A 15747-nucleotide genomic window follows, 5' to 3' on the forward strand; every position below is an offset into this window, starting at 1 on the left:
AGAACTAGAAGCGCACGTGCAGTCGCAACTGCATGGTGCGACCGTCCTGCCTGATGGACGCCTGGAGGTGCTCTTCGGCACCGGGGTCGTTGTAAGAGCGGTTGAGCGCATTGTACACACTCAGGCTGAACCCGATGCGTTGGCTGGCGGGTGTGGTGACGGTGAGATTGGGGGCAAAGAAACCGCTGACCGGGACACCGCTCAGGTCAAGGCGCTCGCCGACCCGCTGCCCCTCGACCGCCACGACCACGCGCGACAGCGGCACCTGGAGGCTGACCGTCGACATGTGTTGCGGTGAGTTCGAGGTCGCCTCGTCCCGCTCGTGATCCCGGACCCGGGCAAACGTGTGGCTGGCCCGCGCGACGATGCCGTTGTCGAAGCGCGCCTCAATCTCGGCCTCAATGCCGCGGCCGCGAATGCGGCCGGCGTTCTCGAAGAAGATGTCCTCGACGTCGGTGGCCCGCTGCTCGATGATGCGCTGCATGTCGTAGTCGAACGCCGTCATCGTCAAGCGGACCTTGGCCGAGAGCGACTCCTCCCACACCAGCTCCGTCGACCGGATCTGTTCCGGCCGCAGCAGCAATCCCCGAGCGGCTTGGGCCGTGTAGTAGTAGCGCTCGTACGGATTGGGCGCGCGAAAGGCGCGGCCGTACAACACCTTCACCGCCGTCTGGGGACGCGGCAACAACACCAGGCCCGCGCGCGGTGTCACGTGGGTGCCAAAGTCCGAGAACCGATCGACGCGCAGCCCGGCGTTCAGCAGCAGCCACGAGGCCGGACGCATCTCGTCCTGGACGTAGAGACCAAGCTTGGTGGCCGGGACATCAACATCGAGATACTGGCTCGACCCATCGTGGGCTGTCTGCCGGTTCTGCAAATCGCGGCGGACCTCGACGCCCGCCGACACCATGTGCATGCGCCCAGCCTGCCGCCGCGCCGTCAGCTCGCCGGTCACCGCATGCGCGGTCGAGTCGTCCGTGAACATCACGGTGTCGTCGCCCTCGGCGTAGGGGTAGGCACCCTGGTAACCGTAATAGTCGTAGCCCAGCCGCGCGGTCGCCAGCCAGCCCTTGCCGACGGGGCCGTCGTACACGCCGGTCACAAACCCGCGATCGTCGTCGGTGCGCTCGCGGTCGTCGCCAAACACCGTGCCGTACGACGCGGTCGGCACCTGCTTGGCGCGGTGAACGGCGCCGGCGCGCACGGAGAAGCGGCCGGCCGAGAGCGACCCGAACACGCTCGTCGCCTCGTCGCGGTCAAGGTCGCGCGCGATCGCCGGCACGCCGTCCGTGTCGAACTCCGGGTAGTACAGGTTGCGCTGACCGTCGGAGAAGTACCCCGACCCGCCGATCAGCACTTCGCGGCCATCACCGAACACCCGGCCGTAACTGCCGGCGGCACGGCGGGTGCCGAGCGAGCCACCCATCAGGTCGGCCTGCACGCCCGAGCGGCTGGCGCCGCTCTTGGTAATCACGTTGATCACGGCGAACAGCGCGTTGCTGCCATATAGCGACGAGCCGGGCCCGCGAATGATCTCGATCCGCTCGATCAACGACATGTCGAACAGGAAGTCGGTGCCGAGCGGAGCCATGTCGTAGACGCCGTCGTTGATGCGATGGCCATCGACCAGCAGCAGCAACCGCGTGTTGTAGTCACCGGGCCGGGAAAATCCGCGCATGCCGACGTAGGTGTAGTTGCGGTCGTAGCTGCTGTAGAAACCGCGGACGGCCCGCAGCGCGTCGGCGATGGTGCGATAGCCAAACCGTCGAATCTCTTCCGCGGAGATCACCGTGATCGAGGCTGGCGCTTCCTTCACGGACTGGGGGAATTTCGAGGCAGTCGAGATCACCTCGACCGCCAGCAAGTCCTCGATCGACATACCGGCGACATCGGGCTTGGGCACGGCCTGGGCCATGCAAACGACAGGAAAGAGGCAGACGAGCAGCCAGGCCGACGCGCTGCGGGCCGCTGTGGGAAGAGGGGGGCGTTCCATTCTGTAGACTCCGGCACCAGAGCTGCAGCAATGGTGCCAAGCAGATTGCTTGACGAGCGGGGGGAATTTCGAGGACTTTAGCGACTGCGAACCCAGGCTGCGGAACGCCGGAGTGTGCGCGCACACCCTTCGCACATGTGCGCAGGACGTTCGCGCTACGCGGTCTATTTCCGTTGGACCTGGTAGGAAAGAGATCAAGGGGAACAAGAGTTCAGGAGAGGAGGTCAGGAGAAGAGTTTCTTCTGACCTCCTGATCTCCTGTTATTGGCCGCCGCGGCCGGCGCCGCGCGGCGGGGGCGGGTTCTTCAGCAGGCGGTACTGCGCAATGGCGGCATTGACCTTGAACTCGATGCCCATGCGGCCAATCTCGGCGGTCGCCCGCATCGGATCGCCCGACACCCCGGCATCCTTGGGGCCGCCCCACGGCATCAGCATGTTCTTGCGGATGCCCGCCGGGTAGACGTGCAGCATCTGCGCGGTGTCGCTGATGCCGGCGTGGCTGCCGATGATGCTGTCGTCGTAGCCGTAGGCGGCGTGCATCCAGGCGCGGTAGTGCTCGCGGCCTTCTTCGTAGTACGCGGTCAAGGCGTAGACCCTGGTGCCGGCGGTCTTCCACTCTTCGTTCAGCTTGGCAGCCGTGCTGGTCAAGCCGCCCTGGTTGCCGCCACTGTCGCCGAGGAGCAGGATGTCGGTGGCGCCGTGCGCCTTGAGGCTGCGGGCCACCGCATCGAGCAACCCGTCAAAGGCCGGCGACGGCAGCGAGATGCCGCCGGAGTTCTGGCGATCGGGATTGCCTTCGGGCACGTACTGGATGACCGGCGTCACCAGCGCGTTGCCGAGCTTGCGCGCCATCACGTTCGCGGCGTGGCTGACCGTGAAGTTGTGCTTGCCGAGCACCATGTGGTACCCGTTCTTCTCGGTGCCGCCGGTCGGCACGATGAACACGGTCTTGCCGGCCTTCATCAAGTCGCGGTTCTCTTCCCACGTCAGTTCGTCCACGAACACGGTGTCGGGCGCACGGGTCGGCGTCTTGCTGGCCGGCGCGGTGTCCATGGTCGGCCCGGTCGGCCGCGCCTCGGCGTTCGGCGGGCGGTTGCCTCCCCCGCCGCCGCGCGGGGCGTCGGCCGCGGCCACCGGCGGCTCAGCGCCGCTGGTCATGCGCTTGACCTGCGCCACGGCGTTGTCGATCTTGATCTGCAGGAACCGGCGTCCCAACTCGGGCGAGGCGATCGACGGGTCGCCGCTCACGCCGTTATTGGGGTAGTCGTTGCCGCTCAGGCGATCGCGCCGCACGTGCTGCGGCGCCACGAACAACAGCTCCGACGTGTCCTGCACGTTGGCGTGGCCGCCAATGCGGTCGGCGGGGATCTTGAGATTGGCGGTAATCCAGGTGCGCTGATCGGCGTGGGCCTTGGTGTAGTAGTCGTCCACCCAGTACGCGGTGGCTTCGCCCTTGAACAACTCGTTCAACTGCACCGCCGCGGCGCGCATGCCGTTGCGGTTGCCGCCCGAATCGCCCATGAACAGGATGGTCTTGAAGCCGCTCGACTTGAGGCTGCGGCCCGCCAGCACCAGCAGTTCGATGAAGCGATCCTCGGGCAGCGTGATGGTGCCGGGCTTGCTCATGTGGCCGGTGGGGGGATCCCAGCTGCCCTCGGGCACGTACGCCAGGACCGGGGCCACCAGCGTCTTGCCGAGGCTGCGCGCGATCTGGTCGGCGGCGTAGTGCATCACGAACTTGTGCTCGCCGTCGGCCATGTGCGGGCCTTTCTGCTCGGTCCCGGCGGTGGCGATGATCACCGAGGTCGTCCCGCCGGCCACGAGGTCACGCACCTCGGCCCAGGTCAGCTCTTCGATGAACACCGTGTCGGGTGGCGGCGCCGCCGGCATGGTGTCCGGGGCGTCGGCCGGGCGTTGGGCCGAAACCGACAGGACGAAGACAAATAGAGACGCAACGACCGTCAAAAGAGCGCGTTTCGACATGGCGGTAGACTACCAAAAACAAGGTGCCATGGGTGCCAAGGGTGCCAGAGGTGCCAGAGGTGCCAGAGGTTGCCTGCTATGCGTTTGATTTCCTCCGTGGTCGTTGTCCTCCTGTTGGCCGGTTGCGCGGGCGGCAACCCGCCTCCGGCCCGCACGCAGCCCGTGCCGGCGCCGCAGGCCGCGGCCGCGTCGCCCCTGCGCCAACAGTGGCTCGACATGTTCGCGCGCGCCTACTTCCCCGGCCGCAGCGGCCAGCTCTTCATCGTGCCGAGGGAGGGCGACTTCATTACTGAACGGGATCCGCTGTACGTCTTCATGCACGGCTCGCCGTGGGACTACGACACCCGCATCCCGATCCTGTTTCACGGCGCGCCGTTCGTGACGGCCGGCGACTGGCCGGAGGCCGCGGCCCAGCAGGACATCGCGCCAACGATCGGGGCGTTGATTGGCGCGCCGGCGCCGGCCACCTACACCGGCCGGGTGCTGGCGAGCGCGATCACCACCACCGTGGGACGGCCGCGCGTGGTGTCGGTGATCGTGCTCGATGGGATGCGGGCAGAGTTTTTCGATCGCTACGCCGCCGACCTGCCGACGCTGACGCGCCTGCGCCGCGAGGGGGCGTGGTTCTCGGAGGCGCGCGTCAACGTGCTCCCCACGGTCACCGGCGTCGGCCACGCCACGATCGGCACCGGCTCCGATCCGCGATTCCACGGCATCACCGTCAACAACCTGTTCAATCGCGCCACCGGCAAGGCGCAGCCGGCCTACGCGAACCTCGATCCGCAGGAGTTGATGGCGCTCACCCTGGGGGACAGCTGGAACCTGGCGACCAACGGCGCGGCGGTGATCATCGGCCAGGGTGGCGCGATTCGCGCGACCGCGGGGCTGGTGGGCCGCGGGTCGTGCCTGGTGGGCGCCAAGAAGGTGGTGGCCGCCAGCTACGGTGGCAGCGACGGCGGCTGGGAGACCAATCCGGACTGCTACACGATGCCAGAGGCGCTAAACGCGTTCGTCGGGCGCAAGGTGTGGGAAGCGGCCGGCGGCACCCACATGGGCCACGACATCTCGAGTGCCTCGAAGTTCCGCGCGTCGAGCCTGTACCAGAAGTTCGAAGCCGAAGCGCTGATGGCCGTCGTCGAGGCCTCGGCGGCCGGCGCTGACGACATCACCGACCTGGTCTACGTCAACATGAAGGGCCCCGACTATGCCGGACACATGCACGGTCCTGACTCGCCCGAGATCAAGGCCACGCTCGCCGAGCTCGATCGGCAAATGGCGGCGTACCTGGCGTTGCTGGACAAGAAGGCCGGTCCCGGCCGCAGCGTGACCGTGATCACCGCCGACCACGGCACCCCGGGCGGTCCCGGGCCGTGGCGCCGGCACTACACCGACGAGATCATCGCGCGGGTGAACAAGCAGTTCGATCCCGAAGGCAGGATCATTCAGTACTACAACGATGCCGCGAACAACCAGATGTTCATCGACACCGCCCGGCTGCAGTCCCTGGGGTTTACGCTGAAGGACGTCGCGGCGATGCTCCAGGGCATTGACTACCTCGCCGCGGCGTTCACCGAGGACGAGGTGCGGCAGGCGCAGGCGGCGCTACGCAGGTGAAGTTCGCCGCTTCGTCGATGCTGCCGGTGCCTTGGTAGCGCGCCACCCTCGGGTAGGCACAGAGCGGCCGCGGCATGTGGCGTCCGCCCTTGGTCCGCCTAAAGGCGGACGCCACCTCGGGCGGACTATCTCGCGCCCGGCGGCAGGTTCTGCAGGAAGTAGCGCGCGATCAGCTTGTAGACATGCATCGAGGTGCCGGTCCCTTCGTTGATGCTGTGACTGCGGTTGGGATAGATCATCGAATCAAACGGCTTGCCCAGTTCGATTAGCCGGTTGATCAACCGTTCGGTCCCCTGGACGTGCACGTTGTCGTCACCCGACCCGTGGATCAACAGCAGCTTCCCCTGCAGGCCTTCAGCGAAGTTGATCGCCGAGCCCAGCTTGTAGCCCTCGGGATTCTCCTGCGGCACGCCCATGTAGCGTTCCTGGTAAATGGTGTCGTAGAGCTGCTGGTCGGGTACCGGCGCGACCGAGACGCCCACCTGGTAGACGTCGGGAAAGCGGAACAAGGCGTTCAAGGTGTTGGTGCCGCCGCCGCTCCACCCCCACACGCCGATGCGCGTGCGATCGAGGAAGGGATACTTCGCCGTCAGCGCGCGAATCGCCGCCGCCTGGTCCTTCGACGACAGGTCGCCGACCGTGCCGTACACCACCTTGCGCCAGTCCGCGCCGCGGGGCGCGGGCGTGCCGCGATTGTCAACGCTCAGCACGATGTAGCCGGCCTCGGCGAGCGCGCGATGAAACAACATGCCCGAGCCGCCCCACGAATCGTTGACCGTCTGCCCCGCCGGCTCGCCGTAGACGTGCGAGATCACGGGGTAGGTCTTGCTGGCGTCGAAATGCGACGGCTTCAGCATGTAGCCGTCAAGCATCACGCCTTCGCCGATGTCGATGCGGAAGAACTCCACCGGCGGCTGCAGCACCGGCTGCAACTTGGCGATCACCGCCGACGGATCGGTCAGGGCGCGCAGCGGCTTGTGTGACGGCAGCTCGATCACCTGCGTCACCGGCGGGCGGTCGAAGCGCGAATAGGTGTGGAACGCCAGCCGGCCGCCCGGCGCCACGTCGTAGCGGTGGGTGCCGGGCTCGCTGGCCGGGGTCACGCGTTCGGGAGTGCCGCTGCCATCCAGCTTCGAACGATAGAGATAGCGCTGGCCGGCGTTGTCAGGCGAGGCGCGGAAGTACATCCAGCCACCCTTCTCGTCGAAGCCGGCGATGTCGGTCACGTCGGCCTCGAACTTCGTGATCAGCTGGCCGTCGCCGCCCTCGCGCGGCACGCGGTAGACGTGCTGCCAGCCACTGCGCTCGCTCATCCACAGGAACGTGCGACCGCCGTCGATCCACGGCACTTCCTCGACGATGTCCACCCAGCTCTTGGATTCGTCGCGGAAGATCCGCTTGACCGCGCCGGTCTTGATGTCGGCGGTGAGGAAGTCGTTGCGATTCTGCTGCCGGTTCAGCTGCTGAATCGACACCGTGCTCGAGTCGATCCAGCCGATGCGCGCGAGATAGGTGTTGCGCGGATCGCCCTCGGTCTTGATCCACTGGGTCGGTCCGCCCTCGGCGCCGACCACGCCCACCCGTGCCGCGGAGTTGGTGGTGCCGGCCTTCGGGTAGGGGATCCTCGTGATGGTCGGGTACAGCGAGTCGGTGTTGTTGATCAGCGAGAAGATGCCGACCTCGGAACTGTCGAACTGCCAGTAGACGACCGAGCGGCCGTCGGGGCTGAAGCGGAAGCCGTCGCGAACGCCGAACTCTTCCTCGTAAACCCAGTCCGAGGTGCCATTGATGATGGTCTCGGAGCCGTCCGTGGTCAGTTGCGTGATGCGGCCGTCGTCGAGGCGCTCGACGTAGATGTTATTGGCGCGCACGTAGCCGACGCGGGTGGCGTCGGGCGAGAACTTGGCAAACATCAGCGTCGACGCCGGCGCGCCGCCGCCCAGCTGCTTGAGCGCGCCACTGGCCAGGTGCAGCACCCAGTAGTCGCCACGGGTGTTCTGCCGCCAGACCTTCTGCGTGTTGGTGAAGATCAGCAGCCGCGACCCGTCGTCCGACCACACGTAGTCGCTAATCTCGACCGGCTTGCTGGCACCGGCCGGCGCGAGCCGCGAGCCGGGGACAAGGACCGATCGCGCCCCGGTGGCGGCGTCGTAGCGAACGATGTCGGATGGGCCATCGGCAGTGCGCTCGACTGTGGTGTAGGCCGTGCCGTCATCCAGCCAGCGCGCCGGGCCGAACCGGGGAAGCGCGAACTCGTTGGTCTTGTAGATGCGCTCGATCTGCTGGTCGAGGGCGCGGGCGCGCTCCTCTTGCTGCGCTGAGAGCGGGGCCGTCAACAGCGCGGCCGCCAGGGCGGCCGCCACGAGGCGAGTCGGGTTCATGGTCATCGTTCCGGCATTATCGACCGTAACCGGGTCCGCAAGCGAGCATGGGCCATGGCAGGACTTGCCCGCCTCGCCGACCGGGGACATAGCAGATTCTGCGCGGTGGTCGCGGCGACCGGGCCAGTCTCATGGGGAACCCACCACTTCGGTGGTGGCATGCCGTTCGCACGATTGGTGGCATGCCCACGACCCGACTCCGCCCTGTCGCTGCCGAATCGCCCAGGATTCTGTCCTTGCGATCGTTGACGGTCGTCGTGGATGAAGATCTGGCACGGCTGTACGGCGTCACGACCCGCCAACTCAATCAAGCGCTGAAGCGCAATCGCCGCCGGTTCCCCAAGGACTTCGCGTTCCAGCTCACCGTCGGCGAGTGCCGGATCTTGAAATCACAATCTGTGATTTCAAGTGGTGGTCACGGTGGCCGTCGCACGCGGCCCTGGGCGTTCACCGAACACGGCGCCATCATGGCGGCATCGCTGCTGAATACCGGCCGCGCGATTGACATGAGCGTCTTCGTGGTGCGCGCGTTCGTGCGGTTGCGCGAGTGGGCGGCCCCGCACCGCGCGCTGGCCGCGAAGCTCGACGCACTGGAAGAGCGCGTGGCCGGCCATGACGAGGACCTCGACAGCATCCTCGCGACCCTGCGTCGGCTGGTCGCCCCGCCAGCCGGTCCGCGCCGCGCGATTGGTTTCTCGTCGCCGCCGGCGCTGCCGGCCGCCCGCACCGGTGCGGTGCGACGACCGGCCAAGCCGTGACCCGGGGCCAATTCAGGCGCTCGCTACGAGTAGAGGCAGGTGCCGACCCGCGTGCACCGTCTGTCTTACATCCGCGACTTGAGTTCTGAATCGATCGCCGAGAGGAACTCTTCGGTCGTGAGATAGGGGTGGTCTGGCCGGATCAGGATGGCGAGGTCCTTGGTCATGCGGCCCGACTCGACCACGTCCACACAGACTTTCTCGAGGGTCTCGGCAAACGCCACCACGTCGGCGGTGCCGTCAAAGCGGCCGCGATACTGCAGGCCGCGCGTCCACGCATAGATCGAGGCGATCGGGTTGGTCGAGGTCGGCTTGCCCTGCTGGTGCATGCGGTAGTGGCGCGTCACCGTGCCGTGCGCGGCCTCGGCCTCGACTGCCTTGCCATCGGGCGACATCAGCACCGACGTCATCAGGCCAAGTGAGCCGTAGCCCTGCGCCACCGTATCCGACTGCACGTCGCCGTCGTAGTTCTTGCAGGCCCACAGGTAGCCACCGTTCCACTTCAGGTTCGACGCCACCATGTCGTCGATCAGCCGGTGCTCATAGGTCAGGCCCTTGGCCTCGAACTGGGTCTTGAACTCGGCGTTGTAGACACGCTCGAAGGTGTTCTTGAAGGTGCCGTCGTAGACCTTGAGGATGGTGTTCTTCGTCGACAGGTAGACTGGGTAGTTGCGGCCCAGCGCGTAGGTGAAGCACGCGCGCGCGAAACCTTCGATCGAGGCGTCGAGGTTGAACATGCCCAGGGCGATGCCGCTGCCCTTGGCCTTGATGATCTCGCGCGAAATCGGCTCGCCGCCGCCCTCGGGCGTCCAGCTGAGCGTGAGCGTGCCGGCGCCGGGGAACGTGAAGTCCTGCGCGCGATACTGATCGCCGAACCCGTGACGGGCCACCACCACCGGCTTGTCCCAGTGTGGCACCAGGCGCGGCACGTTCTTGCAGATGATCGGCTCGCGGAAGATGGTGCCGTCGAGGATGTTGCGGATGGTGCCGTTGGGCGACTTCCACATCTGCTTGAGGCCGAACTCCTTCACGCGCGCTTCGTCGGGCGTGATCGTCGCGCACTTCACGGCCACGCCGTACTGGCGGGTCGCGTTGGCCGAATCGATCGTGATCTGATCGCCGGTCTGGTCGCGCGCCTCGACCCCGAGGTCGAAGTACTTCAGGTCGATGTCGAGATACGGCAGGATGAGGGTTTCACGAATCTTCTGCCAGATGATGCGCGTCATCTCGTCGCCGTCCATCTCGACGACGGGGTTCTTGACCTTGATCTTCGCCACGAAACGCTCCTATCAGGTGTTGATGAGGGGGCGGCCCCGGAGACTCCCGGCACGCAACCCGAACATCACATGATATCCCACCAAAAAACCCACAGGAGATCAGGAGTTCAAGAGAAGGATATTCAGAGCGTCTTCAGCTCAGGGGAACGGTTTTGAAGAACAGTCTCTTGAACTCTTGATCTCCTGTTAGGTTTCAATTCTGGGCTACTCTCGATCATGGCTCGCGTGATTGTTGTGATTCTCCTGTTGAGCTGTGGCCGGCTCGCGGCCCAGGCGCCGGCAACGCCTCAGGTAGCAACCCCGTTTCCCAAGGGCCTTACCGGTACGCTGGTCTTCCAGTCCGACCTGCGCGCCGCGGACAATCCCGACGGCCGCAATCACCTTTTTTCAATCGACCTCGCGACCGGCATGGTGGCGCAACTCACCTCGGGACGAAATCACCACGATCAGCATCCCAAGTGGTCGCCTGACGGCCGGCGCATCTCGTTCGTGTCTTCGCGAGGCGGCAACTTCGATCTGTACGTCATGAATGCCGACGGCACCAACGTTACCCGCGTGACCGATCACCCCGCCAACGACTTCGATCCGATCTGGATGCCAGACGGCCAGAGCCTGATCTTCAGCTCCGAGCGCGACAGCCGCAGCGACCTGTATCGGGTGTGGCTGAACGACCGCCGGGTCGATCGGCTGACCCACCACTTCGTCGGCCGCGCGATCATGCCCAGTGTCTCGCCTGACGGAAAGCTCGTGGCCTTCGCCGCGCAGACGCTCCAGCGCCTGCAGTTCTGGGAGTTCCAAGTCCACATTCTCGATCTCGCCACCGGCCGCACCCGCGCGCTCGACAACAGCGGCGGCGCCTGCTGGCCCTCCTGGTCACCCGACGGACGCACGCTGGCCAACGTCCTGCTCGCCACCGAACCGTCCACGATCCAGGTCCGCGGTGCCGACGGCGCCACGCCGCGAACCCTGCCGGTCGCACCGGGCATGTGGCACTACTACCCCGATTGGTCGCGCGATGGCCGGTGGCTGGCCATGTCGGTCAGTCCCGCCCACCACAAGGGCGAAGACTGGGACCTCGCGATCGCACCCGCCGACGGCTCGCGCCCGCCGCAGCGCCTCACCACCGGTCCCGGCAACGATCGCTTGCCAGACTGGAAGCCATAGCGTCAGAATCGCAAGCGTGCGACGTTGCCTCCTCCTCGCCGTCCTTGTGCTCGGCGGCTGCTCTCAACCAACCCAGCTCTCCGCCACCGATCGGCTGAAGCCGTGCACCGGCAACGACACGCCGGTAGACGCGTATTGCGGCACGCTCACGGTCTACGAGAACCGCGCGACCAAACAGGGGCGCCAGATTGACCTGAACATCGTGCTGCTGCCGGCGCTGCGCGCCGACGCGGCTGCCGACCCGCTGTTCTTCCTGGCCGGCGGGCCCGGCCAGGGCGCGGCCAAGATGGCCAAGAGCCTGCGCGAGATGTTCCGCCAGGTGCTGACCGATCGCGACCTCGTGCTGGTGGACCAGCGCGGCACCGGCAAGTCGCATCCCCTGGAGTGCGCGGATGAGGATGATTCGCTGAAGGCCATGGGGCGGACCGAGGCCGACGCGATCGCCATGCTGAAGCAGTGCCTGGCCGGCTACGACGCCGACGTGCGCCTTTACACCACCTCGATCGCGATGGACGACCTGGACGACGTCCGGGCGTTTCTCGGTTACGAGAAGATCAACATCTACGGCGGCTCCTACGGCACGCGCGCGGGCCTGGTCTACCTGCGCCAGCACGGGGACCGCGTGCGGACCGCTATCCTCGACGGAGTCGCGCCCACCAACATGCGGTTGCCGCTGTTCTTTCCGCGCGACGTCCAGCGCGCGCTCGACCTGCTGCTGGCCGACTGCGCCGCCAACGCCGCGTGCAACACCAGCCATCCCAACCTGCAGGCGCGCCTCGGCGCCCTGATGGCGCGGCTCGAACAGGCGCCGCCCACCGTCGCGGTCGTGCATCCGCGCACCGGCGAGCGCGGCGACCTCACCATGACCGCCCGCTTGCTGGCCAACGTCCTCGCCGGGACCCTCTACATCCCCATGGCCTCGTCGCTGATTCCGGCGCTCATCGAGCGAGCCGAGCAGAACGACTTCCAGGGCCTGCTGGCCCTGGCCTCGATCGGCGACAGCGGCGGTCCCGCCAACATGAGCGTCGGCATGCAGCTGTCGGTGATCTGCGCGGAGGATGCGCCGCGCATCACGCCGGCTGACGTCGCGAAGGAATCGGCGGGCTCGTTGTTCGGCCCGTACGTGATGCGCTTGCAGCAGGACGCGTGCGACTTCTGGCCGAGGGGCGAGGTCGCCGACGCGTTCTACGAGCCGGTGACCTCGGCGGTGCCGACGCTGGTAATGTCCGGGGCACTCGATCCCGTGACGCCGCCGGTGTGGGGCGACGAGATTGCGAAGCACCTGTCCAACTCGAAGCACATCGTGATGCCCGGCACCGGTCACACCGCCGGTGGCACCGGCTGCGGCCTGCGCATCATCCGCGCCTTCCTCACCAAGGGCGATACCGTGGGGCTCGACACGAGCTGCATGGCCAACGTGAAGCGGCCGCCGTTCTTCGTGACCCCGGCCGGTCCCAACCCCGGTACCGGCGCAAGCTTGTCCCGCCGAAGCCCGGCAGAAATGCAGGGCGAAGGCGGATGATTCAAGTCGAGAACCTCCACAAGCATTTCGGCGACGTCCGCGCCGTTGATGGAGTCTCCTTCACGGCCGCCGACGGCGCCGTCACGGGCCTCCTGGGACCGAATGGCGCCGGCAAGACGACGACGTTGCGCATGCTGTACACGTTGATGCGGCCGGACGAGGGCCGAATCCTGGTGGACGGTATCGATCCGGTCACCGATCCGCAGGGCGCCCGTCTGCGCCTGGGGGTGCTGCCGGACCAGTCGGGCCTCTATCCGCGCCTGACCGCCCGCGAGCACATCCGCTACTTCGGCGAGCTGCAGGGCATTACCGGGGCCGACCTCGCTAGTCGCACCGAGCACCTGCTGGCGCTGCTCGACATGAAGGCGGTGGCCGACCGCCGGGTCGCCGGCTTCTCGCACGGCGAGCGGACCAAGACCGCGCTGGCACGCGCGATCGTCCACAACCCGAAGAACGTGCTGCTCGACGAGCCGACCAACGGCCTCGACGTGATGAGCACGCGTGCCGTCCGCGAAATCATCCGGCGGCTGAAGGGCGAAGGGCATACCGTGTTGTTCTCGAGCCACGTGATGCAGGAGGTCTCGGCGCTCTGCGACACCATCGTGGTAATCGCGCGCGGCAAGATCGTGGCGGCCGGGTCACCGGACGACCTGCGACAGCAGACCGGGCACCAGAATCTCGAGGACGCCTTTGTCGCACTGAGCGGCCTTGACGCCGACGCAGCGCCCGACGAGCGCAGCGCGACGGGCGCAACGGGGGCGCGGTCATGAAGTCCAGCTCGCTGACACAGGCGATGGTGGTGTGCCGCAAAGAGCTGGTCGACTGGTCGCGCGACCGCCGGTCGATCATCACGCTGCTCGTGAGCTCGCTGCTCGCGCCGGTGATGATTGGTTTTATGTTCAACAGCCTGGCCAGCCGGCAGCGGCAGGTCGAGGACGTCACCGTGCCGGTGGTCGGCGCGGCGCACGCGCCGGCGCTGGTCGAGTGGCTGCGCCAGCAGCCCGGCATCACGATCGTCGACGGCCCCGCCGACGCCGAAGAAGCCGTCCGCACCCGGCGCGAAGATGTGATCGTGGTGATCCCCGAGAATTTCGCGAAGCAGTTTGCGGCCTCCAAGCCGGCGCAGGTACGGCTGGTGGCCGACAGCTCGAGCCAGAATGCCCGGCCGAAGGTGCAGCGGGTGCGCGCGCTGTTCCAGCGTTACAGCAGCGAGATTGGCAGCCTGCGCCTGATCGCGCGCGGCGTCAGCCCGGTGGTGGCCGCGCCGGTGCAGGTGGAAGACGTCGAGGTGTCGAGCGCGCAACAGCGCGCCGCGATGATTCTCGGGTTCATCCCGCTGTTCGTGATGATCACCGCCTTCACCGGCGCCATGCAGATCGCCACCGACTCGACGGCCGGCGAGCGCGAGCGCGGCTCGATCGAGGCGCTGCTGGTCAACCCGGCGCCACGCGGCGCGATTGCGGCCGGCAAGTGGATCGCCGGCACCGCCACCGCCCTGCTGGCCGTGCTCTTCACCGGCGGGCTGCTGTTCGCGCTGTTTCAGTACATTCCGCTGCAGGACCTGGGGCTGCGCTTCCAGCTGGGCGTCCCCCAACTCGCCGGCACGCTGGCGGCGGTGCTGCCGCTCGTGCCGCTGATCGTCGCGCTCCAGATGTACGTGGCGACCTTCGCCAAGTCGTTCAAGGAGGCGCAGAGCTACCTGAGCTTCCTGATGATGGCGCAGATGGTCCCGGGCATGATGGCGACCATGAACACCATGACCACCAAGGCGTGGATGTACTACATCCCCTGGCTCGGGCAGCAGTCGCTGATGACCGACGTGCTTGGCAACAAGCCGATTCACCCGGCCGTGTTCGTGGTGGTGGCGATCACCAACATCGCGCTGGCGATCGTCATGGTCCGCCTGACCTCGGGGTTGCTGATGAGGGAGAAGATTATTTTTGGACGGTAAGATTCGGTAGCCAGATGCCAGTAACCAGATGCCAGAAGAGTGCTTGTCTTTCTGGCTTCTGGCTACTGGCTACTGGCTACTGGCTACTGGCTACTTCACATTGACGACGACGTGAGCGGTGGTCCAGCAGCATTGGTCGCCGCCGCCGCCATCGCCGGAACTGTCGTTGACCTGCGCGCGCAGCCAGTAGGTGCCCGGCGTGCTGAACGTGGCCGTGGTCTTCGCCTCGACCCACTTCTTCGCATCGCCGCCGTTCTCGAGGGCCAGCACCTCGTCGGCGATCGTCACCTCACCAGGGCCACGGTACTTCTTCCACAACACGCGGAAGTCGCCGCGGCGTTGCACCGCCGTGGCGGCAGCCGCCGCGGGAGCCGCCGCGCCGCCGCCGATGATCCGGCCGCCGACGATCGCGGGCATGGGTTCGGTGGCGGTGGGCGGACGCACCGGCTTTCGGGTCGCGGCGGCCGCCGGCGGCGCCGACTCGAACACGATGGTCGGCGGTTGATCGGCGGCCCACGCCGTGAGCGTCACCGGCTGGCCGACCGTGCCCGACAGGGTCTGGACGAAGCGCTCGCGCGGCGGACCGGTGTATTCGGGTCCCGCCTCCGCGAACTTGATCCGCGGTGGTTCGTTGCCGTTGGCGGTGTTCTTGTAGAAATCGATCCAGTACGGCGGGTTGGCCCAGAACGACACCGTCGTGGTGTGACCGTTGGCGACCAGCGTCCACGTGAGGCGCTTGGTGCCGAAGTCTTTCGGGATCGTAATGGCAAACACGCCGTGCTGACGCCCGGGGTGAAAGTGCGTGGGCTGGCCGAAGTCCGGGCCGCCGGGCTCAATCCGGTTGTTCGGACCAACCGGAATGTCGAGCGACTGCGCGCGGTTGCGATTGAAGTAGCCGAGCAGCAGGACCTGCGAGCCGTCCTTGAGGGGACCAAAGCCTTCGAAGGCCGGGTAGATCGCTTCGTCTGAGGCGCCGAGCGGCTCCACCAGCACCCCCTGCGACTGCGTCCGGGGTGGCGCGACCTGCGCCGAGGTGCCGGCGCCGGTCCCGCTGATGACGAGAGCGGCCGCGGCGGCCGCGGTCGCGAACGTGTGTGCGCGCAT

General features: G+C 66.9%; 11 protein-coding genes. 6 read left to right on the plus strand and 5 right to left on the minus strand.

The genetic code is table 11. The features are described from left to right. Positions 1-4: 4 nt before the first annotated feature. Positions 5-1915: a TonB-dependent receptor gene (locus tag Q8T13_14420; GenBank protein MDP3718953.1), complete on the minus strand. Its 1911-nt coding sequence runs from the start codon at positions 1913-1915 to the stop codon at positions 5-7. Positions 1916-2254: 339 nt separating this feature from the next. Beyond that, on the minus strand, positions 2255-3976 hold the full coding sequence (locus tag Q8T13_14425; GenBank protein MDP3718954.1) for a creatininase family protein: 1722 nt from the start codon (positions 3974-3976) through the stop codon (positions 2255-2257). Between the two features lie 96 nt (positions 3977-4072). Here Q8T13_14425 and Q8T13_14430 point away from each other — a divergent pair, with 96 nt between their 5' ends. After that, positions 4073-5590: an alkaline phosphatase family protein gene (locus tag Q8T13_14430; protein MDP3718955.1), complete on the plus strand. Its 1518-nt coding sequence runs from the start codon at positions 4073-4075 to the stop codon at positions 5588-5590. A 125-nt stretch (positions 5591-5715) separates the two neighbouring features. On the opposite strand, the gene Q8T13_14435 is transcribed toward Q8T13_14430, so the two are convergent. Beyond that, positions 5716-7977 carry a DPP IV N-terminal domain-containing protein gene (locus Q8T13_14435; protein ID MDP3718956.1) on the minus strand — a complete coding sequence of 754 codons (2262 nt, stop codon included), beginning with the start codon at positions 7975-7977 and terminating at the stop codon, positions 5716-5718. A 230-nt stretch (positions 7978-8207) separates the two neighbouring features. Between Q8T13_14435 and Q8T13_14440 the strand changes: the two genes are divergently transcribed. Further along, the gene (locus tag Q8T13_14440; protein ID MDP3718957.1) at positions 8208-8729 is read left to right on the plus strand and encodes an ORF6N domain-containing protein; all 522 of its coding nucleotides are present in this window, start codon (positions 8208-8210) and stop codon (positions 8727-8729) included. Between the two features lie 65 nt (positions 8730-8794). Here the strand turns inward: Q8T13_14440 and Q8T13_14445 are convergent, their stop codons facing one another. Next, positions 8795-10006: an NADP-dependent isocitrate dehydrogenase gene (locus Q8T13_14445; GenBank protein MDP3718958.1), complete on the minus strand. Its 1212-nt coding sequence runs from the start codon at positions 10004-10006 to the stop codon at positions 8795-8797. 216 nt (positions 10007-10222) lie between these two features. On the opposite strand from Q8T13_14445, the gene Q8T13_14450 reads away from it, so the two are divergent. The 4 genes from Q8T13_14450 to Q8T13_14465 are packed head-to-tail and all read left to right on the plus strand — an operon-like array spanning position 10223 to position 14643. Then, positions 10223-11170 (plus strand): DPP IV N-terminal domain-containing protein, encoded by a 948-nt coding sequence (locus Q8T13_14450; GenBank protein MDP3718959.1) that lies wholly within the window; start codon positions 10223-10225, stop codon positions 11168-11170. 16 nt (positions 11171-11186) lie between these two features. Then, positions 11187-12692, plus strand: a complete 1506-nt coding sequence (locus Q8T13_14455) for an alpha/beta fold hydrolase (protein ID MDP3718960.1) — start codon at positions 11187-11189, stop codon at positions 12690-12692. Continuing rightward, the gene (locus Q8T13_14460; GenBank protein MDP3718961.1) at positions 12689-13462 is read left to right on the plus strand and encodes an ATP-binding cassette domain-containing protein; all 774 of its coding nucleotides are present in this window, start codon (positions 12689-12691) and stop codon (positions 13460-13462) included. Before Q8T13_14455 ends, Q8T13_14460 begins: the two co-directional genes overlap by 4 nt. Further along, positions 13459-14643 (plus strand): ABC transporter permease, encoded by a 1185-nt coding sequence (locus tag Q8T13_14465; GenBank protein MDP3718962.1) that lies wholly within the window; start codon positions 13459-13461, stop codon positions 14641-14643. Before Q8T13_14460 ends, Q8T13_14465 begins: the two co-directional genes overlap by 4 nt. A 90-nt stretch (positions 14644-14733) precedes the next feature. Here Q8T13_14465 and Q8T13_14470 read toward each other — a convergent pair whose 3' ends face one another. Continuing rightward, on the minus strand, positions 14734-15747 hold the full coding sequence (locus Q8T13_14470; GenBank protein MDP3718963.1) for a hypothetical protein: 1014 nt from the start codon (positions 15745-15747) through the stop codon (positions 14734-14736).

The sequence above is a fragment of the Acidobacteriota bacterium genome, assembly GCA_030697165.1.
In the GTDB taxonomy this organism is placed as follows: domain Bacteria; phylum Acidobacteriota; class Vicinamibacteria; order Vicinamibacterales; family UBA2999; genus 12-FULL-67-14b.

Bases quoted from the DNA above. Each gene is read 5' to 3' on its own strand.
- Q8T13_14420 (MDP3718953.1), bottom strand. From the start codon at position 1,915: ATGGCCCAGGCCGTGCCCAAGCCCGATGTCGCCGGTATGTCGATCGAG.
- Q8T13_14435 (MDP3718956.1), bottom strand. From the start codon at position 7,977: ATGACCATGAACCCGACTCGCCTCGTGGCGGCCGCCCTGGCGGCCGCG.
- Q8T13_14465 (MDP3718962.1), top strand. From the start codon at position 13,459: ATGAAGTCCAGCTCGCTGACACAGGCGATGGTGGTGTGCCGCAAAGAG.
- Q8T13_14470 (MDP3718963.1), bottom strand. From the start codon at position 15,747: ATGCGCGCACACACGTTCGCGACCGCGGCCGCCGCGGCCGCTCTCGTC.
- Q8T13_14450 (MDP3718959.1), top strand. From the start codon at position 10,223: ATGGCTCGCGTGATTGTTGTGATTCTCCTGTTGAGCTGTGGCCGGCTC.
- Q8T13_14460 (MDP3718961.1), top strand. From the start codon at position 12,689: ATGATTCAAGTCGAGAACCTCCACAAGCATTTCGGCGACGTCCGCGCC.
- Q8T13_14425 (MDP3718954.1), bottom strand. From the start codon at position 3,976: ATGTCGAAACGCGCTCTTTTGACGGTCGTTGCGTCTCTATTTGTCTTC.